This window comes from Paenibacillus sp. FSL K6-1330 (assembly GCF_037976825.1).
In the GTDB taxonomy this organism is placed as follows: Bacteria; Bacillota; Bacilli; order Paenibacillales; family Paenibacillaceae; genus Paenibacillus_AQ.
The window spans coordinates 2,236,292-2,257,324 of the sequence record NZ_CP150269.1 but is presented as its reverse complement, the minus strand read 5'-3'; the positions used below and the strand labels follow the sequence as shown (position 1 = coordinate 2,257,324).

At 52.0% G+C, this 21,033-nt stretch carries 21 protein-coding genes and 1 other annotated feature; of the genes, 1 reads left to right on the top strand and 20 read right to left on the bottom strand.

All coding sequences use genetic code 11. The annotated features are described in order from the left end of the window. Positions 1 to 67: 67 nt before the first annotated feature. Entirely contained in the window at positions 68 to 586 is a 519-nt protein-coding gene (locus tag NYE54_RS10125) for a dCMP deaminase family protein (protein WP_076320559.1), read from the bottom strand. Positions 587 to 634: 48 nt separating this feature from the next. After that, positions 635 to 1,303, bottom strand: a complete 669-nt coding sequence (locus NYE54_RS10120; RefSeq protein ID WP_339271903.1) for a ComEA family DNA-binding protein — start codon at positions 1,301 to 1,303, stop codon at positions 635 to 637. Positions 1,304 to 1,474: 171 nt separating this feature from the next. Between NYE54_RS10120 and comER the strand changes: the two genes are divergently transcribed. Beyond that, positions 1,475 to 2,317, top strand: coding sequence for a late competence protein ComER (gene comER / locus NYE54_RS10115; protein WP_339271902.1), 843 nt, complete (start codon positions 1,475 to 1,477; stop codon positions 2,315 to 2,317). Here the strand turns inward: comER and leuS are convergent. The 18 genes from leuS to spoVAE all read right to left on the bottom strand — a co-directional run bounded on the left by leuS (position 2,298) and on the right by spoVAE (position 21,030). Next, positions 2,298 to 4,739, bottom strand: a complete 2,442-nt coding sequence (gene leuS / locus NYE54_RS10110; RefSeq protein ID WP_339271901.1) for a leucine--tRNA ligase — start codon at positions 4,737 to 4,739, stop codon at positions 2,298 to 2,300. The two genes, comER and leuS, sit on opposite strands and share 20 nt — an antisense overlap. 89 nt (positions 4,740 to 4,828) lie before the next feature. Beyond that, positions 4,829 to 5,089 (bottom strand) — a binding site (T-box leader). 40 nt (positions 5,090 to 5,129) lie between these two features. Then, the gene (locus tag NYE54_RS10105) at positions 5,130 to 6,011 is read right to left on the bottom strand and encodes an AraC family transcriptional regulator (protein WP_339271900.1); all 882 of its coding nucleotides are present in this window, start codon (positions 6,009 to 6,011) and stop codon (positions 5,130 to 5,132) included. An 84-nt stretch (positions 6,012 to 6,095) separates the two neighbouring features. Further along, positions 6,096 to 7,169 carry a Gfo/Idh/MocA family oxidoreductase gene (locus NYE54_RS10100; RefSeq protein WP_339271899.1) on the bottom strand — a complete coding sequence of 358 codons (1,074 nt, stop codon included), beginning with the start codon at positions 7,167 to 7,169 and terminating at the stop codon, positions 6,096 to 6,098. Between the two features lie 23 nt (positions 7,170 to 7,192). Beyond that, positions 7,193 to 8,362, bottom strand: a complete 1,170-nt coding sequence (locus NYE54_RS10095) for a Gfo/Idh/MocA family oxidoreductase (protein WP_339271898.1) — start codon at positions 8,360 to 8,362, stop codon at positions 7,193 to 7,195. Between the two features lie 25 nt (positions 8,363 to 8,387). Beyond that, positions 8,388 to 9,254 carry a sugar phosphate isomerase/epimerase gene (locus NYE54_RS10090; RefSeq protein WP_339271897.1) on the bottom strand — a complete coding sequence of 289 codons (867 nt, stop codon included), beginning with the start codon at positions 9,252 to 9,254 and terminating at the stop codon, positions 8,388 to 8,390. A gap of 325 nt (positions 9,255 to 9,579) precedes the next feature. After that, positions 9,580 to 10,350, bottom strand: a complete 771-nt coding sequence (locus NYE54_RS10085) for a class I SAM-dependent methyltransferase (protein ID WP_339271896.1) — start codon at positions 10,348 to 10,350, stop codon at positions 9,580 to 9,582. 42 nt (positions 10,351 to 10,392) lie between these two features. Next, positions 10,393 to 11,295: a S1-like domain-containing RNA-binding protein gene (locus tag NYE54_RS10080; RefSeq protein ID WP_339271895.1), complete on the bottom strand. Its 903-nt coding sequence runs from the start codon at positions 11,293 to 11,295 to the stop codon at positions 10,393 to 10,395. Continuing rightward, a complete protein-coding gene (gene rsfS, locus NYE54_RS10075; protein WP_071222884.1) occupies positions 11,292 to 11,639 on the bottom strand; it encodes a ribosome silencing factor in 348 nt (115 codons plus the stop codon). The genes NYE54_RS10080 and rsfS overlap by 4 nt, the downstream gene beginning before the upstream one ends. Then, on the bottom strand, positions 11,636 to 12,214 hold the full coding sequence (gene yqeK, locus NYE54_RS10070; protein WP_076320550.1) for a bis(5'-nucleosyl)-tetraphosphatase (symmetrical) YqeK: 579 nt from the start codon (positions 12,212 to 12,214) through the stop codon (positions 11,636 to 11,638). The genes rsfS and yqeK overlap by 4 nt, the downstream gene beginning before the upstream one ends. Then, the gene (locus NYE54_RS10065) at positions 12,198 to 12,788 is read right to left on the bottom strand and encodes a nicotinate-nucleotide adenylyltransferase (protein ID WP_339271894.1); all 591 of its coding nucleotides are present in this window, start codon (positions 12,786 to 12,788) and stop codon (positions 12,198 to 12,200) included. Before NYE54_RS10065 ends, yqeK begins: the two co-directional genes overlap by 17 nt. A 67-nt stretch (positions 12,789 to 12,855) precedes the next feature. Further along, positions 12,856 to 13,146, bottom strand: a complete 291-nt coding sequence (gene yhbY, locus NYE54_RS10060) for a ribosome assembly RNA-binding protein YhbY (protein ID WP_076320548.1) — start codon at positions 13,144 to 13,146, stop codon at positions 12,856 to 12,858. Between the two features lie 111 nt (positions 13,147 to 13,257). Continuing rightward, positions 13,258 to 14,112, bottom strand: a complete 855-nt coding sequence (locus NYE54_RS10055) for a shikimate dehydrogenase (protein WP_076320547.1) — start codon at positions 14,110 to 14,112, stop codon at positions 13,258 to 13,260. A 55-nt stretch (positions 14,113 to 14,167) separates the two neighbouring features. Beyond that, positions 14,168 to 15,295 carry a ribosome biogenesis GTPase YqeH gene (yqeH, locus tag NYE54_RS10050; RefSeq protein ID WP_339271893.1) on the bottom strand — a complete coding sequence of 376 codons (1,128 nt, stop codon included), beginning with the start codon at positions 15,293 to 15,295 and terminating at the stop codon, positions 14,168 to 14,170. Next, positions 15,292 to 15,822 (bottom strand): YqeG family HAD IIIA-type phosphatase, encoded by a 531-nt coding sequence (locus NYE54_RS10045; protein ID WP_098742677.1) that lies wholly within the window; start codon positions 15,820 to 15,822, stop codon positions 15,292 to 15,294. Before NYE54_RS10045 ends, yqeH begins: the two co-directional genes overlap by 4 nt. 240 nt (positions 15,823 to 16,062) lie before the next feature. Next, complete coding sequence (locus tag NYE54_RS10040) at positions 16,063 to 18,303, bottom strand: transglutaminase domain-containing protein (protein WP_339271892.1); 2,241 nt, start codon at positions 18,301 to 18,303, stop codon at positions 16,063 to 16,065. Further along, a complete protein-coding gene (locus tag NYE54_RS10035) occupies positions 18,300 to 19,547 on the bottom strand; it encodes a DUF58 domain-containing protein (protein WP_339271891.1) in 1,248 nt (415 codons plus the stop codon). Before NYE54_RS10035 ends, NYE54_RS10040 begins: the two co-directional genes overlap by 4 nt. A 2-nt stretch (positions 19,548 to 19,549) precedes the next feature. After that, positions 19,550 to 20,506, bottom strand: a complete 957-nt coding sequence (locus NYE54_RS10030) for a MoxR family ATPase (RefSeq protein ID WP_076320542.1) — start codon at positions 20,504 to 20,506, stop codon at positions 19,550 to 19,552. A 173-nt stretch (positions 20,507 to 20,679) separates the two neighbouring features. Next, a complete protein-coding gene (gene spoVAE, locus NYE54_RS10025; RefSeq protein ID WP_015734153.1) occupies positions 20,680 to 21,030 on the bottom strand; it encodes a stage V sporulation protein AE in 351 nt (116 codons plus the stop codon). Positions 21,031 to 21,033 lie beyond the last annotated feature (3 nt).

The window sequence follows — 21,033 nt, the reverse complement described above, 5'->3', positions numbered from 1 at the left end:
ATCGCAGTCAAAGGTCCTTCCTCTGTGACTTTCTATTCATTTTCTTCTATAACCTTATATTCATAAATCATTCCGCTACCGTCATCAAGGTTTCGCGCGGCGGCTCATACACTTCAAGCTGCCGGAACAAAATACCCTTCTGTTCCATCATGCGGGACACCTTGCCCGAATCCTTCGGATAAGGACGGTGGAACACAACCTCGACAATGCCGCTGTTGGCAAGCATATTCGCACAGGTCCAGCAGGGCTCATCCGTCACGTACACCGTGCTGCCTTCACGATCAATCCTGTCCGTGAATAACAGCAGATTCTGCTCAGCATGAATCGTCCGGATGCAGCGCTGTTTCTTCACCATGCTCTCCTTGCCGTCCTGTACGACCAATTCATAATCCTCAGCGATCATACAGCCAGCTTCCGAGCAATCAGGCACTCCCATCGGCGCGCCGTTATATGCCGTTCCGAGCAGCTTCTTCCCCTGCACCAGCACCGCTCCGACATGACGCCGCGGGCATTGAGAGCGGGTAGAAACCATAAAGGCAATATCCATGAAATAAGTATCCCAATCTTTACGTTGATCTGCACTCATCATCTGTCACCTGTTCCTTATCAATGTCCCCTTTATTGTAGCACATAGCTAAAGTCCAACGTAAGGCTTCATCTTCTCCAGCATTTTGGGACCGATGCCCTTTACGTTCATCAAGTCCGCCTGACTTCGAAATGGACCAAACTGATTTCGATAATCGATAATCGCCTTGGCCTTCGCCTCGCCAATGCCAGGCAGCTCCATGAGCGTTGCGGCATCCGCCGTGTTGACATTAATCAACCCGGATGAATCCGGAGCTGCTGGTTGCTGTACTACACTGTTAACAGGGGTTTGCTGCTGTAACTGCTGACCGACACCTTCAGCCTGAGGTGGAACCGAGGCCGAAGTAGATTGGCCAGAGGTTGAAGATGGGGCGATATGATCTGCTGTACTGCTCCCTGCCACTCCTTGGTCTTGGTTTGGCATGGGCTCCTTCGCGTTATGTGCAGGCTCGATCTGCCCAGCCTGAGTGGTGTTTGCAGCATTTTTCACGTCCGCTTCGGGCTCAGCAGATGCTCCAGCCGGTTCCACGTCCTTATGCCGGGAATCAGCCCCAGATGTCTTCACACCCGCATTCTCTTCGGCAGCAACCACCTGCTCCAGCTGATCGTTTAGCGGCTGCCAGCCCTCGATCCCCTGATTCGTACCGCCAGCAAACAAGATGAACCCGCAGCCCGCAATCGTTGCGGCAAGACTCCAACCTAAAGATACTCGTCTCATCTATGATCTCTCCTTAACATCAAAGTTCATTTGGTACAAACCTATGAATATTCTTCAGTTTCCCTACCGAAATCGCATGAAAAACCGTCATGAATCGGCATCTTCCCCGCATACATTAAACGTAAGGACGGTACATTTCTGCCGTAAAGCGCGAAAGGAGGGGACATACACATGAAGGTTGGTTTTATCGGTACGGGCAGCATGGGTAGTCTGTTGATCGATGCCTTCATTCAATCGGGCGCACTCCTGCCTGAGCAGATTCGGGTCAGCAACCGAAGCCCTGAAAAGCCGCTGCAGCTGGCAAAACGTCATCCCGGTCTGACGGTATGCAGCTGTAACATGGAGACGGCTTCTCAGAGCGACCTGATATTCCTATGTATCAAGCCGCTTGAATTCAAATCGGTCATCAGCGAAATCAAAGACAGGCTTGAAGCCCGGCAAATCGCGATATCTATCACGAGTCCGGTCCAATTGATCCATCTGGAATCAACGCTGCCCTGCAAGGTGGCGAAAATCATACCGAGCATCACCAACTTAACCGGAGGCGGAGCATCGTTATGCATGTATGGTTCCCGAATAAAAGAAGAAGACAGGCAGCTTATAGAAAGCCTCCTGTCTTATATCAGCAGGCCGCTCGAGATACTGGAATCGCACACACGAATCACTTCCGATTTCTCCAGCTGCGGACCTGCTTTTTTAAGTTTATTCATGGAAAAATGGATCGACGCTGCCGTTGAAATAACCGGAATCGACCGCAGGACCCTTAATGCATTAGCCGGTGAAATGCTGCTTGGCACCGGCAAGCTGCTAACGGAGGAGGGCTTCTCCCCCGAACAGCTGCAAGAGCGGGTTGCGGTTCCCGGAGGCATCACAGCTCAGGCTTTGGCACTGCTTGATTCAAACCTGAACGGATTGTTCTACCAATTGATCAAAACCACACACGACAAGTATGAGGAGGATTTGGCCAAACTGGATGCTGCCTTCGGTTTTACGATTAACCGGCCACGATATTGACCAGTTTACCCGGTACGGCAATAATTTTGCGAATACTCTTTCCTTCCAGCGCCTGCTTGACATTCGGAAGGGAGAGGCTATGTTGTTGCATGGCTTCTTGGTCCATGTCTTTCGAGATTTTGGCACGTTCTACGATTTTGCCGTTAACTTGAACAACAATCTCAACTTCGGCCTCTACAGTCCAAGCCTCATCATACTCCGGCCATGGCACGTAGGTTACGCTCTCCGTGTAGCCTAAACGGCTCCACAGCTCTTCAGCCAGGTGAGGGGCCAGCGGGGAAAGCAGCTGAACGAAGTTCTCCATCGCTTTGCGCGGAAGCTTTTCCGTCTTGTATCCCTCGTTGATGAATACCATCAGCTGGCTGATCGCTGTGTTAAAGCGCATATGTTCAAAGTCTTCGGTTACTTTCTTAATCGTTTTGTGCAGCGTACGTTTGAATTCGTCCGCACCCTCGCCTTCCGCGATTTTAGGGTTCAATTGACCGTCGTCTCCGATGAACAGGCGCCACACGCGGGAGAGGAAACGATGCGTTCCTTCAACCCCGTTGGTATTCCATGGCTTGGTCGCTTCCAGCGGCCCCATGAACATCTCGTACACGCGCAGCGTGTCGGCACCGTATTCGTTAACAATATCATCCGGATTGATGACATTGCCGCGGGATTTACTCATTTTTTCATTATTGTTGCCCAGGATCATACCCTGATTGACCAGTTTCTGGAAAGGCTCCTTCGTATCGACAACACCCAGGTCATACAATACTTTGTGCCAGAAGCGTGCATACAGCAAATGAAGCACCGCATGCTCCACACCACCGATGTACAGGTCAACCGGCAGCCATTCCTTCTGCTTCTCCTTGGAGCACAATTCCTCATTATTACGCGGATCGATATAACGCAGGTAGTACCAGCAGCTGCCAGCCCATTGCGGCATCGTATTGGTCTCGCGGCGGGCTTTCATGCCCGTTTCGGGATCTACCGTTTCCACCCACTCCGTAACGTTAGCCAGCGGCGATTCGCCGGTACCGGACGGTTTAATCTGATCCACATCCGGCAGCAGCAATGGAAGCTGATCCTCCGGCACGGTCTTCATCGTTCCGTCTTCCAGATGCAGAATCGGAATCGGCTCACCCCAATAGCGTTGACGGCTAAACAGCCAGTCGCGCAGACGGTAAGTTACCTTCTTCTTGCCCTTGCCCTCTTGCTCCAGCCATTCATTCATCGCCTGGATAGCCTCTTCATTATCCAACCCATTCAGGAAGCCGGAATTCACATGCGCGCCACTGCCGCTGTATGCTTCCTCCTCGACATTTCCACCCTGAACAACTTCAATAATCGGAAGACCGAATTGCTTCGCAAACTCCCAGTCGCGGCTGTCATGACCCGGAACCGCCATAATGGCTCCCGTTCCATAGCCAGCAAGCACGTAATCCGCGATCCAGATCGGCACTTTAGCGCCGTTTACCGGATTGATAGCGTACGCACCCGTAAATACACCAGTTTTATCCTTGGCCAGATCCGTCCGCTCCAGGTCGCTTTTACGAGCTGCTTGATCTTGATAAGCCTTGACGGCTTCACGCTGATCGGCTGACGTAATCTTATCCACGAGGTCATGCTCCGGCGCCAGGACACAGTAGCTTGCCCCGAACAGCGTATCTGGACGGGTTGTGAACACCTCCAGATGACCATCGTACCCTTCGATGTCAAAACGAACCTCAGCGCCTGTGGATTTGCCAATCCAGTTGCGCTGCATATCCTTCAGGCTCTCGCTCCAGTCCAATTCATCCAGATCCTCAAGCAGACGATCCGCGTATTCGGTAATACGCAGAATCCATTGGCGCATCGGTTTACGTACGACCGGATGGCCTCCGCGTTCACTCTTGCCGTCGATGACCTCTTCGTTCGCAAGCACGGTACCGAGCGCTTCGCACCAGTTCACCGGTACTTCAGCCACATAGGCAAGGCCGCGCTTATAGAGCTGGATAAAGATCCACTGGGTCCATTTATAATATTCCGGATCGGTGGTGCTGATCTCGCGGTCCCAGTCATACGAGAAGCCGAGAGATTTGATCTGGCGGCGGAATGTATCAATATTTTGCACGGTAAACTCGCGAGGATGTTTGCCTGTGTCCATTGCATACTGCTCCGCTGGCAGACCGAAGGCATCCCATCCCATAGGATGAAGCACATTGTATCCGCGCATCCGCTTGTAACGGGACACGATGTCAGTCGCCGTGTATCCCTCCGGATGCCCTACGTGCAAGCCTGCGCCTGATGGATATGGAAACATATCCAGCGCATAAAATTTCGGTTTGGATGAGGTATCTTCCGTTTTAAAGGTTTTGTTCTCATCCCAGTATTGCTGCCACTTCGGTTCGATGGCCTGCGGCTGATAGCCGTGGCCCGTTGGTTGATTGTCCGTCATACTTCATTGCTCCTCCTTCACAGTCGAGAGACAAGGCCTATGCCATTGCCCAAAAAAACAAAAAAACCTCATCATCCATAGCGCTGATCGCTAGGGACGAGAGGTTTGATTCCCGTGGTACCACCCTAGTTAGCCAAAGGCATGCTTTGCCTTTCACTCCCTTTGCATCCTTATCGCGGATGAGACGACGATGCTTCAGCGGCCGAATCTGCCGGAATACAGCCCTCCGACGGCCGGGTTAACACCATTGCTCCGAGGCGAGTTCATTCCTATCGTCAACCGGTTTTCACCAGACACCGGCTCTCTGCATGATCGAAAGTGGAACGATTGATCCTCATCATCGCGTTCATATTACCGTTTTAATGTGGCTATTATACCCAAAAAGTCCGATCAAGTCAACGAAAGCTCTTCTCCGCTTCTGCGATAATATTCCGGTGTCGTCCCGACCATGGCCTTGAACATCCTGCTGAAATGAGCCAAATGCTTGAAGCCTGCCGCCTGGCTGATCTCCGTGATGCTGAGATGAGGATGGAGCCTGAGCAAAATTTTAGCTTGGTTAATCCGCCGGTGATACAAATATTTAAACACCGTCGTTCCAGTAACCTCCTTAAACAAGGAGGATAAATAGTGCTTCGTAATATGCATATCGCGGGCGATTTGCTCCAGCGTCAGATCCTGCATATAATTTTCCTCGACAAACGACACGACATGTTGGACATGCCGTTCTTTCTCGGAGATGGAGTCCTGATCCTGCACAGCACCCTGGCACCAGTCCGCGATGACGTACATCATCTCTTGAATACGCAAGGTCATCCGTTCCTGACGAAAACCGGCCGTGGATGCCGAGAGGCGATGCATATCGGCCAGCATGCCTTCAAATTCATCCCGGTTCGCCCCTGTCAGTGTCATGCGATGATTTCGCAGCGTTTCGAATGGATCCAGCAATATCGATTTGCCCGTATCCGAAAGCCCCTTGCAGATCCAGGCCGGATCAAAATGCAAAATGCTTCTGACATATCTGGAATCGGGCTCCACATTCGGACAGTGAAGCGTAAGCCCGTTCATCAAGAGCAGATCCCCCGGCTTCAGCGTGAAAACGGAATCGCCGATCAAATAAGTGCAGCGTCCTTCATGGAAATAATAAATTTCATAAAAAGCATGCGAGTGAAACTGTCCTCCGGACAACGGCTGTTCATTGTAATAGGTCAGATCGAACGGCGCCTGCAGCTGCATGCGGTCAAAGCCTGGCATCATATCGGCAGATGAGGTCATCTAGAGAATCGCCCCTTTAGCGATTTTGGAGTTGTCTAATCCTCAACCCTCAACAAAACGGGGTTTTCTCTATTATAAATGATTTTATGGAATGCGCACGGCCTCATTTTGGGCGATGACGCACAATTCTCCGGCTTTGAAAGCGTGCTCCTGGGACATGGCATGCTCCGTACGTTCCAGACAATCCAGGATAAGCTCCCCGAAGAATGGATAGCCCACCTTGCCTTGAAGCTCCATATGAAACTCTCCCTCGCCATTAACCAGGTACAGATGATCGCCTTGCGCATGCCTTGCAATATCGATATATTTGCGAAGCTCGATGTACCCTTCCGTCCCCAGAATAAAGGTTCTTCCGTCGCCCCAGGTGCCAAGGCCTCCAGGTGTCAGCCAGTCGACACGGAAGTAATTCGTGGCCCCGTTGTCTCCTACAAGCGTCGCATCTCCAAAATCCTCCAGCTCCGGGTAATCCGGATTCGCATAATTGCCCACCTTGCTGCTGAGCACCTTGGCATCGCGGCAACCGGCAAAAAACAAAAATTGTTCAATCTGGTGGGAGCCGATATCACACAGAATGCCACCATACTGTTGATGACGGAAAAACCAGTCCGGACGGGAAGGCGCATTTAAACGGTGCGGACCTGTTCCCATCACTTGCACCACTCGCCCTATCGCCCCGTCCTGGATCAGCCTTCCTGCATGGACGGCACTCTCCACATGCAGCCGTTCACTGTAATAGACCATGTACTTCTTGCCCGTCTCCGCCGCCTTCGCGCGAGCAGCGTTCACCTGCTCCAGCGTGGTGAAAGGCGTCTTATCCGTAAAATAATCCTTCCCATGCGACATGACCTTCAGGCCAAGTTCGCATCGTTCCGAAGGAATAGCCGCAGCGGCTACCAGATGAACCTCCGCATCCTCTAGCACCTGTGCCTCGGATGAAGCGACGGTTACACTTGGGTAAGCCTTGCAAAAAGCCGCAACCTTCGCGGGGTCTGAGTCATATACCCACTTCAGCGTAGCCCCGGCCTCGATCAATCCGTTACACATGCCGTATATATGCCCATGCTCCAGCGACATGGCAGCAAACATAAACTCTCCGGGCTTGCACACCGGCTGGGCCTTGCCCACCGGCGCGTAGAGCATTCCATTACTGCGGTCCATACCACGTGCCTCCTGATTGTGATTTAATAGGTTCCAAACGTCTTGCTCATATCCACCGGTCCGATCTCCTTGACCGTTTTCTGAGCGGAAGAATGTGTGATCCGTTCCTGCAGCATTTCGTAATACAGCTCTTCGTTAAGAGGCAGATCAACCCAATTGTCGGTCCAGGTGGACAGATGCATGGCATTGGACAGCGTCAATCCATGAATTCCCTCTTCACCCGGGGCAATCAATGGCGTTCCATGCAAAATAGCATCCGCAAAGTTCTGGATAATGCCGCTATGCTGCGGATTATCCCCCGAGATCGGCACCTCGCATTTCCAGCATTCCGGTTCGCCGAAGCCCCCGGTATACTCCCGATTGAATTCCGGCTCTGGCACACGGAGGCGCCAGAAGGTGAGCTTGCCGTCCTCGATAACGATTTTTCCGCGGTCTCCCGTCACTTCATATCGGTTAGTGCCCGGGGCTTCACCCGTTGTCGTAATAAAGACGGCTGTAGCACCATTCTCGTATTCCGCATAAGCCGTCACGTCATCTTCGACTTCGATGTTCCGGTACTTACCGAAAGCACAAAATGCACGAATTCTCTTTGGCATCATGCCGGTCGTCCACTGCCAGAGGTCCAGCTGATGCGGGGACTGGTTAATCAGCACCCCTCCGCCTTCTCCAGCCCAGGTAGCTCGCCATCCGCCTGAATCATAATAGCTCTGGGACCGGTACCAATTCGTTACGATCCAGTTCATCCTCCGGACTTCGCCGAGTTCGCCGTCGGCAATAAGCTCTCTCAGCTTCTTATATAGCGGGTTACAGCGCTGGTTGTACATAATTGAGAACACTTTGTCACTGGCTTCTGCCGCGCGATTCATTTCCCGTACCTGCTTCGTGTAAACGCCTGCCGGTTTCTCGATCAGGACATGGAGTCCATGATTCAGGCACTCGATCGCCACTTGAGGATGGGCATAATGGGGCGTAGCAATAATTACCGCATCTATCTCCCCCGATGAGATCATAGCGTCCGTATCACTCCAAATTTTTACGTCCGAAGGCAGCGTTGCCCTCGCTTCTTCCTGCTTGGCTGGATTCAGATCGCATATAGCGCTAAGCCGCGCGCCTTTGATCCTTCCGGACGCCAGCGATCTGGCATGCGAAAAACCCATCCCCAGTCCGATTACCCCTACTCTTACCTGTTCCATATCTATAGCCTCCTTCAAAAGTGACCTACGCGTTTTGTTTCTGATCTGACCACAACTTCATCTGCTCGGCAAAACGAACAAGCAATTCCCTGGACTGGAACGTTCCGCTAAAATCCTCGATCCCGTAATAACCTTCGTAACCAACCGACTGCAGATCCTGTATAACCTGCTTCCATGGCACGGCCCCCTGGGCAAGCGGGACCCATTCCCCGGACCACGTCGCCGCGGTGCCATCCTCGGAAGGCGTTTTGCGGTAGCCTCCGTTTTTCACATGGACATGAGCCAGGAAGGGACCAAGAAGCTCCAAGCCCATCCGGTAGTTCTCGTAACCTTCATGGACCATGTTGCCCGGATCATACAGCACGCCGATATGCTGCGGATTGAAGTGAGATACAAGCCGGTGCGTCAAACCCGCGCTCGGAGTGATCGTAAGATGATGTGTTTCCACTACTCCCTTGACCCCGTATGCCGCAGCGAGATCCTGTACCTCATGCAGATAACGGACCGCCTGGTCGTACAGTTCATTGTAATTTCGCTTTCGGTCATATCCCGGAATACCCACGCGAATAAAGGAGGCTCCGATCAGCTTGGCCGCTTGCATGACCTTCTCCGTTGCTTCCACGTCGCCGCATGTCAGATAAGGGACGACCGCAAGACTCCGCCGGCCATGCTTGTCGGCTGCTTGCTGAAACCTGAGCCAATCCTCCTGCGTGCCGTTTGGATCCATGGAGCAGCGATTATGCCGCCAGAAGGAGGGTTTCTCCCCTGCAGCTTCTTCCGGAATCTCCTTGAAACGCCATTCGATTCCTTCAATACCGGCATCCGCCGCGGCTTTTGCCAACTCCTCAGGCTGTAAGTCAGGAGTTGCGACTGTAAATACGGACAGTTTCATGCTCATTCATCCTCTCTCGACCCAATAGATTAGCTTATGCATCATTTGATCATCATTGAACTCAAATACGGTCATTCAGAGCACATCGGATGCATAGAAACATCTCTTGAGATAGCGCTCTCATTTCTGTTCATCCTATCTACCCCTCATCGTAGCACAGTCCCGGAAGCAAACCCATATCCCTGCTACCGAACCTTAACTACAGTCAAATAAAGCGGAAAAGAAATGTCTTTGAATATAATGAATCCATGCGTAACGAAAAAAGAAGCACTTTCTTTCGTCGCTACAGACGAGAGAAGTGCTTCTCATAAAAGGATTTTTTCGTTTATTTTACGGCAACGTAGAACAGCCGGGATGCATCCTGCCCCGCTTCCATCCACTCAAAATCGGCATAACATTTCACATCCCGGAATCCGGCCTTAACCAGCTCGACCTTCATCCATTCGGGGTCATATCCCCGCTGCACATGCGTTTCCTCAAAGCGACGGTAGACCGTAGGGTCTTGGCCGTCACGTGCAAAGATGGAGAGATGATGCTCAATCTCCATCCGTCGTTCATCCAGGTCGCATGTCCAAATGTAGGACACTTCCCGTTCGTCCAGCACAAAGGGCTGTTCTTCGTCGTATCGAAGCAGTGTGTTCGGGTGATGCACATCAAACAGGAACGTGCCGCCTTCCTTGAGACCGTTGTAGGTCCTTGTAAATGCGGAGCGGATGTCCTTTTCCTCCAGCAGATAGTTCACACAATCACAAAATGAAATGACGGAATCCACCTGCTCGGGCAGCTCCCACGAACGCATGTCCTGTTGTACCCAGCGGACGCTGCCTTCCCGGAACAATCGATGCCCCTGGGATGTACCCTCCAGCTTGCGTCTAGCAACTGAGAGCATATCTGCCGACAGATCAATTCCTGTTACCTCGAAACCGGAGTTCACGAGCGGAATGGTAATGCTGCCTGTCCCGCACCCGAGCTCAACGACGCTTTTTGGCATTCCGTGCTTATCCCAGGCGGTTCTCGCAAAACGAATCCAATCCGGGTACGGCATGTCTTCCATGAGTTGATCATATACGTAAGCAAACTTGCGGTAAGACAACATGATGACACCACTTTCCTTAGAAGCTTCCCCTACCTTGCCGGGTTATTCGTTTGATCCGGAGTTCTCCTCTTGATTGACCATATACGTCCAGCTGTCCTTTTGCGTAACCAAACCGTCCTTCATCAGCTTGCCAAGCGCGCGTTTAAAGGCGGATTTGCTAATACCGAACCGCTGCTTAATGATGTCGGGCGGCGTTTCATCCGAATACGGCATCCCATGGCCCGGACGCTCCTTCAGAAAAGCAAGCAGCCGGTCTGCATCATCCGTCCGGCCGATCTCTTTTTGCGGAACCATGGACAGGTTGACCCTGCCATCTTCCCGAATATGGCTGACCCGGACCTTCACCTCTTCACCAAGCCGCAGCATACGTGTCCGTTCCGAGGAATGGATCATACCAATCGCGCCGAAACCGATCACACCGCCATCGATGATGACAAACGTGCCCATCTGGAGCGGCTTGTACACCAGAGCAGTGAACCATTGGCCCTTCCACGATTCAGGCGCATGGAACGCAAGCGGAGCAAGCTCTTGTTCTCCGGCAAGTTTCGCGCGAAGTCGTCCTTGCTTATCATGCTCCATGATGACAAACACATGGTCTCCCACTTGGGGGTGAAGCTCCCGCAACTCCGGCAATTCTCGGATTGGAAGCAGAAGCTGCCTGCCAAGCCCCATCTCGAGGAAACAGCCGAGGCGCGGATGGACGTCCGCCACCTCAAGCTTAGCGGTTTCACCCAACATAAGGTAAGGCTTCTTCATCGTAGCGGCCAGGCGGTCTTCCGTATCAAAGAATATAAAGACCTCTACCGTATCCCCCGGCTCAATCTTACCCGTGAGCTCTGAATAATGAAGAAGCACATCCCGATCTCCGCCATCCAGAAAATAACCATAAGGGGACACTTCTCTGGAAACGACGAGTTTCGTTAATGTGCCGGCAATCAGACTCATACGTTCTCCACCACTTTAGCATCTGACCACAGTCGTTCGATGTTGTAATATTCGCGCTCATCGCGATGGAAGATATGAACGATCACGTCTCCGAGATCCATCAGCACCCAGCGGGCTGCATCCATTCCCTCCAGTCCACGCAAAGCCACTCCTGCATCATGAGCCTGTTTACGAATTTCGGTTGCGATCGCTTGCACTTGTGTATCCGAGTTACCATGGCAAATGACAAAATAGTCTGCGATCAGGGAGATTCCTCTAAGATCCAGAACCACGATATCCATCGCTTTTTTATCTTCTGCGGCAGTCACTGCCACATTTAATAATTCATTCGGTTTCAACGTCATGAATTCGCCTCCAATTGCTTAATTAGATCGTTGCGGGCTAGTACCGTCAACGGAAAAATGATTTGTCTGCGCGAAAGCAGATGTCCGATCGTCGAATCAAAACCGGCTGCAAGCGCCTCTTCAAGGCTATGGTTGGCCAGTTCGCGAATATTATTCACGCCGGGGAAATCCCGTCCCGGCTCCATATAATCCGCAAGACAGACCACCTTGTCAAGCAGCGTCATGCCTATGCGCCCCGACGTATGGTAGCGGATGGCGTCAAGCACCTCAGCATCCGTCACGCCATACTCTTGCTCCGCTACGAATGCGCCTACCTCAGCATGCCAAAGCTGCTTATCGTAATGGAGCAGCTCTTCGGAGAGCGCATGCTCCACCATCATTTGATGAAGCTTTTGCACGGGCCAGTATTTGGCCACATCATGCAGGATGGCAGCCAATTCCGCCTTAACCGGATCGGCCCCGAACCTCTTTGCAAGGATGACCGCGGTTTCCATTACGCCTTTTGTGTGATCCCAGCGCTTGGCCGGCATCTGGGAGGATACCGCTTCAATGAGTTCATCACGGCTGTACTCCATAAATACCGCTCCTAACAATATAATCGTATACACGGTCCGGCACCATATAACGGATGGACGAACCTGATGCGGCTCTGCTCCGAATCATGGTGGAGGATATTTCGATCAACGGCATCTCCGCTGTCACTACCACCTTTTGCAGGAAATCAGGCAGATCATCCACCGATAGCTTGGTTCCGGGACGGTTAAGCCCAATAAACGTCAGCATGTCCGCCAGCTCCCCGATCCGATTCCACTTGGGAAGATACGCTACCATATCCGCTCCGATAATGAACGAGAAATCATGCTCGGGATACGTATCCTGCAGTTCTCTAACCGTGTCTACCGTATAGGATACGCCGCCGCGCTTCACTTCCCAATCCAATGTACGAAAAGATGGATGGTCGGCTACTGCCTCAGCGGTCATCTCCAGCCTCATCAGACCGGTTACGCCAGCATCTTCCTTGTGTGGGGGGATATGGCTTGGCATAAACCATACTTCTTCCAGATCGTAAGCGTCCCGCGCGCACTCGGCTGCTAGCATATGCCCGATATGAATGGGATCGAAGGTTCCACCCATTATCCCTACCTTCATTCGGGTTCACCTCCCCTAATAAGAGAGTTATTCTATATCCGATAAAACTGGAGCTATTAGGGCTCCCTTACGGCAATTCGATGGTTTTGTGGTCTTTCGATTCTTTATAAAGCACAATCGTCTTGCCGATAACCTGTACCAGTTCGGCTCCGGCACCTTCAGCAAGCTCCTCGGCGATTTCGCGCGGGTCTTCAAGACAATTGTTGAGAACGGATACTTTCATGAGTTCCCGTTTCTCAATCGCCTCGGAAATATGCCGGATCAGATGCTCGTTGCTGCCTCCCTTGCCTACCTGGAACAGCGGATCCAGATGATGCGCAAGCGAACGTAAATGTCGTTTTTGCTTTCCTGTTAACATGCTTGGTCATTACTCCTTAAATATTCAATTATTAAAGCTTGCTGCTTATCGAAAGCTATATTGTAGCTTTTGCATAAGCATTAATCAATAAACAAGATATTAAACCTCGACTTAGAAGCTGGTCAGAACGGCTTCCTTCATCGCCTGTACAGGCGCCGTCAGACCTGTCCAATACTCGAATGCATACGCCCCTTGGTTGATGAACATCCCAAGTCCGCCATGCACCGTGCATTGCCGAAGCTCACTTACCCGTAACAGCTCGGTCTTCAACGGATTATAGATCAGATCGCTGACAACGATCCCTTCCGGTATATACTCCATTGGAATGGGAAGCTCGGAAACCCGGGGAAACATGCCCACCGAAGTGGTGTTGATCACAACATCGGCATCCGACAACGCCTCTCTGGCATGATCCTCTCCGTATCCCCTCAAGTCGGCAAGCGAGCTCCACTCCTCGGCCAACGCAAGCGCTTTGGCGGATGTCCGGTTCACAATGGATATCTTCTCAGGCCCTTCTCCGGTAAGGGCATAGATGATCCCCCTGGCCGCTCCGCCAGCGCCGATGACGACGATGCGCTTCCCCTTAAGATCGGGACAGGCTTCATCCTTTAATGAACGAACATATCCGATCCCATCCGTATTATAACCCGTCAATTGGCCATTGTCGTTGACGATGGTATTCACGGCACCGATGCGCCGCGCCCCTTCATCGACGACATCCAGATACTTCATAACCTCCACCTTGTGCGGGATCGTTACGTTCACCCCCCGGAATCCCAGCGCTTTGACAGCCTGGATGGCGTCACTAAGCCCTTCCGGACGTATATGAAGAGGCACATAGGCCCCTGACAATCCCAGGACGGTGATCGCCGCATGATGCATGGCCGGTGATTTCGAGTGACCGATCGGGTCCCCCATTACGCCAAGGAGCAAATAATCACGCTCGATCATTGGATTCACTTTCATTTCTCCCCTATCTCCCCCATGATAAACCGGACGGTATACCAGAGCGATTCATCAATTATATCAAGGATGGACGCGACAGAACTTTGATTCCTTTAGGGACATGAACCGCAACGAGCGCTCCCTGTTCACCATTGATCTTGATCCAGCCGAGCCCTGAGATAAACACGTCTTGGCGGGTTCCCTTAGGAATACGGATTTCATGTCTTGTCCATTCCGGTAGTTCTTCAATCCGTTCTTTGGTCGGCGGTGAGAGCAGCTCTCCGGCATGCTCAGCAAATAACGAATCCGCTCGCTCCAGTTTGGTCCGATGAATCCCTAATCTACCGCTAATAAAGCAAGTAAAGGATTGGTGCTCTCCTTGGAGAAAATCAAAACGGCCGAAACCTCCGAAGAATAGCGTCTGCCCTTCGTTCAACTGATAAACCATCGGCTTCAGCGGATTTTCCGGCATAACCGTCCCCAAATCCTCACGGCTCACAAGCTCGCTGTAGCGCCAAGGGTACACGATGCCCGGCGTATCAATAATATACCGGCCGTCGTCCAGTGGAATATTGACCATATCCAGCGTTGTTCCCGGATAACGGGAAACGGTCAGCTCCTGATCTAAATCGCTGTAGTCGCGGATCAGGCGATTGATCAAGCTGGATTTACCCACATTCGTGGCGCCAACCACGTAGACGTCCCGGTCGCCTCGGTAATGCGCTACCGTCTCCAGCAACCGCTCAAAGCCTTGATTCTTCTTCGCGCTGCAGAGCACGATGTCTTCGGTTCTCAGACCATGCTCCTTGCACTGCTTCTGTACCCAATTGAGAACCTTGTTCCAATTGGTGACCTTCGGCAGAAGATCCGTCTTGTTAACGGCCAGAATAACCGGGTTGTTGCCGACAAACCGCTGCAGCCCCGAAATAAGGCTGCCTTCAAAATCGAAGAGATCCACGATATGAATGACAAGCGCGTTCTTGCCGCCGATCTGTCCCAGCAACCGTAAAAACTCATCCTGGTCTACGGCAACCGAGGACGCTTCATTATAATTCTTTATCCGGAAACAGCGCTGGCAAATAACCGGGTCACGGTCCCAAGCCTTCTCCGGCAAATAGCCCGGCTTGTCCTGTGCTACACTCTGAAGCTGTATGCCGCAGCCGCTGCACTTCTTGATGTCTTCTCCGCCAGTAGGCAACGTCATGATTTCGGTTCCTCCTCCATCCATAATCCTTTTTTGCGCAAACGGGTCAATGCGATGCGCTCCACCCGGCGATTGACCAGGCGCGTAAACCATCCCTCATCGTTGATGGCGATGGGCATAACCAGTACCGTGTACAGACCCAGCCGATTCCCGCCATACACGTCGGTCAGCATCTGGTCGCCGACAACTACCGTTTTCTCCGGCGTAAGCTCCATCATCTTCATCGCTTTGCGAAACGGGGTATTGCTTGGTTTGCGGGCTTCATGCACATACTGGATATCCAGCGGCGTCGCAAATTTAGACACGCGTTCCAACTGGTTATTGGAGACGATGATGAGCTGGAAACCGATCTCCTTCACCCTTTTGAACCAAACGACCAGTTCCGGCGTGGCAACCGGTGCCTTCGCCCCTACAAGAGTATTATCCAAATCGGTAATGATCCCCCGATACCCCTGCTCATATAATTCCTCTAGGTTAATATCAAAAACCGTATTGACACGGAGCTTTGGAATTAACATTTCAAACAAGTTCGTCACCTCAATTTCATACGAAAAACTATACCATATTCCGGTTCCTTAGTAAAAATAATCACGAGCCTTTTTCTTCCCTTATACCGCACCGCTGACTTTACTAGCAAAAGACCACCCGGCGGCTAATTGGAAGCAGACCGGGCGGTCTTGAAATGACCGGATATCAGAACGTATTCATATCGAGTTATCCTGATACACGCAACACAACCACCCATCACGCGAATCTGTCTTCTTGGATTAGGTTGATAGACGTTTCTCGGATACAATGCGGACCTTCTTGATGGACTTCTTCAGCTTCTGAGCATCATGTTGGACTGAGCGCCACTGCTCCTCCTTCACTTCAGCCGGACTGTACCGAGCCGCTTCAAATTGCTGCAGCAGCGGTCTCAGCTCCGCTCCCAGCTCAGGGTGTGCACTAACCCAGCGGCCAACCGATTCACGGAGAGTTTCATGTTCCTGCCTCACTAAGCCTCGGCGCTGCACGGAACGAATCCATCGTTCGGTTTCGGCAATGACTTTATCCGCTGCCGTCAGCGGCTTGCCCGCCCGAATGCGTGCCCCGGCAAAACGCAGGCTGATGCGCATTCTCCACACGATGTACAGAATCCACAATACGATAACAACCACGGCTGCCGTGACAACAACTTTAACCCAGACAGGTTGCTGATGATCAGAGGCTGCGGCTGGCGTAGCCTTGTCCTCTGCCTTCTCTTCTTCTTCAACTTCTTCCTCAATGACAGGCTTAGCGTCTGTGTCGGCCGTCAAAATCGGCATGCTGAAGCCCGGTGTCGCTTCAATCGGAACCCAGCCGTACTCACCGAAGTATACTTCAACCCAGGAATGAGCGTCAGCATTCGTAACGGTATAGTTTCCGGGCTCAATCGTGGTCTGACCATCGGCCGGAACGTACTCCGAAGCCGTCATTCTTCCCGGCGCGTAGCCTTTGACCCAGCGCGCGGGGATATCCAGCGACCGTGTCATCATCACCAAGGATGTAGAGAAATAATCACAATACCCTTCCTGGATTTCAAACAGAAACGCATCCACAAAATCATCGCTCTTCTTGCGCGTAAGATCCGGCGTGTTGGTATAAGTAAAGTTGCTCGTTAAATATTGTTGCAAGAGCATGACCTTCTCATACGGCGTATCTCCGTCCGCGGTAATTTCTTCGGCCAGATCGGAAACGCGGTCAGGAAAGTTTCTCGGCATCTGGATATAAGCATCGTCAATCGAGCTGGAATATAGTTCATCATAAGTCCTGGTGCTCAGCTCATCGATTGGAATCACCGGCACTTGCGACGTTAAGGTATAACTCTTCGGGTAGTCCGCATTACGAACGTCGTCCAGATGCATCTCCGCGCCTTCGGTCACCCAGCTGAGCCGATCCGGATCGATATCCTCATCCAAATTCTCCAACTGACGAACGGTGTAGGCACCGAACAATACCGGATACACCGTATCATTCAGCATCGTTACCGATTGCTCCAGCGTTTTGGTAGGTACGGATGCGCTGGCTTCTCCCGGCAATTCCTCACCGATGCCCACGCCCGTACCGGAACGCCGGCTGCTGGCTCCGTCCGCCCAACCAGTTCCCGAGTATACGGCTCTGGTCTCCCCTCGCCAATAGCTGCGTTCATCCGAGGTAATCGACATCACCGGTGAATAGTCAAAATTAAAACCTCCGCCAAGGTCATTATCCTCTCGTCCATACCCGGACATGCTTTCAGACGGTGACTCGATAAGGGTTCCGGTCCCGGTTGTACTGCTGCCGGATAACGGCACTCCGTTCCACTCTCTCCACGCCGTGTAAGGATCGGTTAATGTCGGCTTCACATGTGGCATATTCACGCCGGCCACAATGATCAAAGAGAAGATGACCAGAATGTTGGCGATAATCTTAAACGGATATTTCGATAAATTGACCCAACCCTGCGGAAAACGCCTGCGGAACCGGTTAAAATGGCTGGATACGAGCCAGCCCATCCCTGCTCCGACCACCCAGGCGATCTCATCCCACAGCACGATTTTCGTAAAGGAATCCAGCACGGCAAAACCGATGACGTTGATCCCGACTGCAAAAAGCACGCGCCCCTTGGTTTTGGCCCACCGCGTAAGGAACAGGAAAGCGGCCCATGCGGCGATAGCAAACCACAAATAAGGAAAAAGATACATGATTTCCTCGGTCAGAACGCCTTCACCTCCGAAGGCGGGAACCGGATTACCGTAAGTTTTCAGCAAACTGTACACGCAATACAAGATCAAAACAAACTGGATAAGCACCCGGTAACCTTGCTTGATCGGCAGCAGCGCTTCGGTAACCGCCGTAATGGTTAATGCTGCGATAACCATGGCTGTCGTTTCCGAGAGCCATATCGTCTCCGTAAAGGAGACCCACTGCATCCCGATGACCCAGATCCATAGCATCGTTAAGGTACTAAAGAAGGTAGTAGATAGTTTGTCCAGCCATAACTTCATCATGCACCACCTCCCAGCGCAGCCGGAAGCTCATCAAGGGAAGAAACCGAATAGCTTGAAATCCCCCGGGATTGCAGAAGCGATATGGATTCATCGCGTTTTTTCGTTTCATTGGAATTGTTTATTTGCAAGAAGCAAGGGTTCATTCCCCTGGTTTCTACCCAGCGCATGATCTCTGAAGCGTCCTTGCCGCTCATCGGGCTGATCAGCAGGAACAGGGCTCCTTTTGGAAAATGGCGATAGGATTTCTCCAGGGAAGCAATCAATTTGGTTTTGCGGTTATAATCCACGTCAACCAAATGCTGAATCATGCGCATCCGCTCTCCGGCGTGATCGGCGGGAGCGAAAATTTGAGCTTCTCGGGTAGCCGTGAACAAGCCTGTACCCGCATGCTCCTTGGCCCCATACTCGATCAGCGATGCGGCGGCCGATACGGCGAGCTCGAATTGCTGGGCATGATCATATCCGTCAGCAGTGCAGTCCAGCACGATCATCGTTCTGGGAAACGATTCATGCTCAAATTCCTTCGACTTCCACGAGCCCGTCTTCGCCGTTGCATTCCAGTGAATCCGGGAGATCCGGTCGCCATATACATAATCGCGAACTCCGTTGATCTGCGTTGTTTCCCGTCTTGAAGCCGAAACCGTGGTATGCGTACCGCCCAATCTTGAATTCCGTATGTTTCGCTGCCATTTAGGAATATATATAGTTCTTGGCAGGACGCGGAAATCGGTCTGAACTTCAATCCGTCCCTTGTGCTCCATTAATCCGAAAATATCCTCGCTAATACATTCCGTCTTTGAAAAAGCGTACCGCCCCCGTTCAAGCGGAGGGGTCTGAAATACAAGTTTGCCCGCTCCGCGGAGGTTCGGAATGACGCTATCTTCAAAAGACCAGGAGTCGCCGTTGTGCCTTTGCAATACTTCACGCACGATCATATAGGGCATCGGAAGCAATCCCGGAACATGGACCTCCAGCTTCACGCGAACCTGTTCACCGGCGTGAAGAAGTTCTCCTTCTTGCTCCGATCGTCCCAGCACTCTTCGCTGGGCTTTCACACGATTGACCCCACCAAAGCCTGCACCGATCAAATAGATCGTCAGAAGGCTGACCATGGAGAAAAGCATGAGCGAGGTTTTGCCCCCCTGAAATAATACATACAAAAGACACAGGCACCATACCGCCAATACCGCTGCCAGTCTAGACGGCTGCATGCCATTCAAAAATAACGAAACAGCGCGGCGCATGCCTATCTCCCCATCTGAACAGGCACTTTGACCTGACGCAGTATAAACTCGAGCACCGATTCGGGACTCGCATTGTCGAGCCTGGCTTCCGGACGCAGCATGATCCGGTGCGAAAGTACGTATGGAGCCAGCGTCTTCACATCATCTGGCAGAACGTAATCCCTCTCTTGCAAGAAGGCATAAGCTTTAACAGCATTCATGAATGACAGCGTTGCCCGGGGACTTGCGCCCAGCATAACGGAAGGGTGCTCGCGGGTCGACCGGGTAATATTCAGCAAGTAATCGGCGACGGGGTCACCGATGAATACCTCGCGAATCTCACGTTGAATAGCCGAAATGGTATCCATATGCGTCACCGGCTGAAGCTTGTCCGCCAGTTGTCCGTCCCGCGAACGGTACATCAACTGCTTCTCCGTGGCAGCATCAGGGTAACCCAGGCTCAGCTTCAGCATAAACCGGTCCAGCTGTGCTTCCGGGAGCATATAGGTGCCTTCAAAATCGATCGGGTTCTGGGTCGCGCACAGCATGAAGGGATGCGGAAGTTCGTGGGTAGCTCCATCCACTGTTACGCTGCGCTCCTCCATTACCTCAAGCAGGGCCGATTGCGTCTTGGTTGTCGCTCGATTGATTTCATCCGCCAGCAAAATGTTGGTCATGACTGGGCCAGGACGGAAGTAAAACATTTCGTCTCTCGGGTGGAATACCGAAACACCCGTTATATCACTCGGGAGAATATCCGGGTTACACTGAATGCGGCGGTAGTCTCCCTGCATGGATTTCGCTAATGCTTTGATCAGTTGGGTCTTTCCTGTGCCGGGCACATCCTCGATCAGTACATGTCCGCCAGCGAGCAGCGCCGTAAGGAGCAATTGGATCTCAAATTCTTTGCCTAATAGGCACGACTCCAGATTGGTTCGCACCGAGGTAATGATTTTCATGGATTCTTGGCTTACGGGCATGTATGACTAACCTCCTGTAAGGGAATAAATACTTATTTTAGTACTATTGTACATGATCGAGGTCCCGGAGTACATTCGAAGAGATATTTTGCCTATTCACCTTCTATCGTCCCTATAAACAGGAAAAGACCCCGGCATGATGCCTGGGTCTCTCCTTCTTGATGATTTTAGTTTTATCCCTTCGGACGAACAAACAGAGCGGCCAGGAACGAGAAAATGATGGCCGAGGATATCCCTGCACTGGTGACTTCGAATATCCCTGTCACGACCCCGATCCAGCCGTCCCTCCCCAGCTCCGTCAAGGCGCCGTGCACAAGCGAATTACCAAAGCTGGTGATCGGCACCGAGGCTCCCGCTCCCGCGAATTTGACCAGCGGCTCATACAATCCGAACCCGTCGGCGATGGCTCCGGCGACCACTAACGTACTCATCGTATGTGCCGGTGTCAATTTAATAACGTCCATCATAATTTGCCCAATGACGCAAATCAGACCGCCAATAATAAACGCCCATAAAAACTGCATTGC

Excerpts from the sequence above, each read along its gene's own strand:
- NYE54_RS10125 (WP_076320559.1), bottom strand. The coding sequence starts at position 586 with ATGAGTGCAGATCAACGTAAAGATTGGGATACTTATTTCATGGATATT.
- NYE54_RS10120 (WP_339271903.1), bottom strand. The coding sequence starts at position 1,303 with ATGAGACGAGTATCTTTAGGTTGGAGTCTTGCCGCAACGATTGCGGGC.
- comER (WP_339271902.1), top strand. The coding sequence starts at position 1,475 with ATGAAGGTTGGTTTTATCGGTACGGGCAGCATGGGTAGTCTGTTGATC.
- leuS (WP_339271901.1), bottom strand. The coding sequence starts at position 4,739 with ATGACGGACAATCAACCAACGGGCCACGGCTATCAGCCGCAGGCCATC.
- NYE54_RS10105 (WP_339271900.1), bottom strand. The coding sequence starts at position 6,011 with ATGACCTCATCTGCCGATATGATGCCAGGCTTTGACCGCATGCAGCTG.
- NYE54_RS10100 (WP_339271899.1), bottom strand. The coding sequence starts at position 7,169 with ATGGACCGCAGTAATGGAATGCTCTACGCGCCGGTGGGCAAGGCCCAG.
- NYE54_RS10095 (WP_339271898.1), bottom strand. The coding sequence starts at position 8,362 with ATGGAACAGGTAAGAGTAGGGGTAATCGGACTGGGGATGGGTTTTTCG.
- NYE54_RS10090 (WP_339271897.1), bottom strand. The coding sequence starts at position 9,254 with ATGAAACTGTCCGTATTTACAGTCGCAACTCCTGACTTACAGCCTGAG.
- NYE54_RS10085 (WP_339271896.1), bottom strand. The coding sequence starts at position 10,350 with ATGTTGTCTTACCGCAAGTTTGCTTACGTATATGATCAACTCATGGAA.
- NYE54_RS10080 (WP_339271895.1), bottom strand. The coding sequence starts at position 11,295 with ATGAGTCTGATTGCCGGCACATTAACGAAACTCGTCGTTTCCAGAGAA.
- rsfS (WP_071222884.1), bottom strand. The coding sequence starts at position 11,639 with ATGACGTTGAAACCGAATGAATTATTAAATGTGGCAGTGACTGCCGCA.
- yqeK (WP_076320550.1), bottom strand. The coding sequence starts at position 12,214 with ATGGAGTACAGCCGTGATGAACTCATTGAAGCGGTATCCTCCCAGATG.
- NYE54_RS10065 (WP_339271894.1), bottom strand. The coding sequence starts at position 12,788 with ATGAAGGTAGGGATAATGGGTGGAACCTTCGATCCCATTCATATCGGG.
- yhbY (WP_076320548.1), bottom strand. The coding sequence starts at position 13,146 with ATGTTAACAGGAAAGCAAAAACGACATTTACGTTCGCTTGCGCATCAT.
- NYE54_RS10055 (WP_076320547.1), bottom strand. The coding sequence starts at position 14,112 with ATGAAAGTGAATCCAATGATCGAGCGTGATTATTTGCTCCTTGGCGTA.
- yqeH (WP_339271893.1), bottom strand. The coding sequence starts at position 15,295 with ATGACGTTGCCTACTGGCGGAGAAGACATCAAGAAGTGCAGCGGCTGC.
- NYE54_RS10040 (WP_339271892.1), bottom strand. The coding sequence starts at position 18,303 with ATGATGAAGTTATGGCTGGACAAACTATCTACTACCTTCTTTAGTACC.
- NYE54_RS10035 (WP_339271891.1), bottom strand. The coding sequence starts at position 19,547 with ATGCGCCGCGCTGTTTCGTTATTTTTGAATGGCATGCAGCCGTCTAGA.
- NYE54_RS10030 (WP_076320542.1), bottom strand. The coding sequence starts at position 20,506 with ATGCCCGTAAGCCAAGAATCCATGAAAATCATTACCTCGGTGCGAACC.
- spoVAE (WP_015734153.1), bottom strand. The coding sequence starts at position 21,030 with ATGCAGTTTTTATGGGCGTTTATTATTGGCGGTCTGATTTGCGTCATT.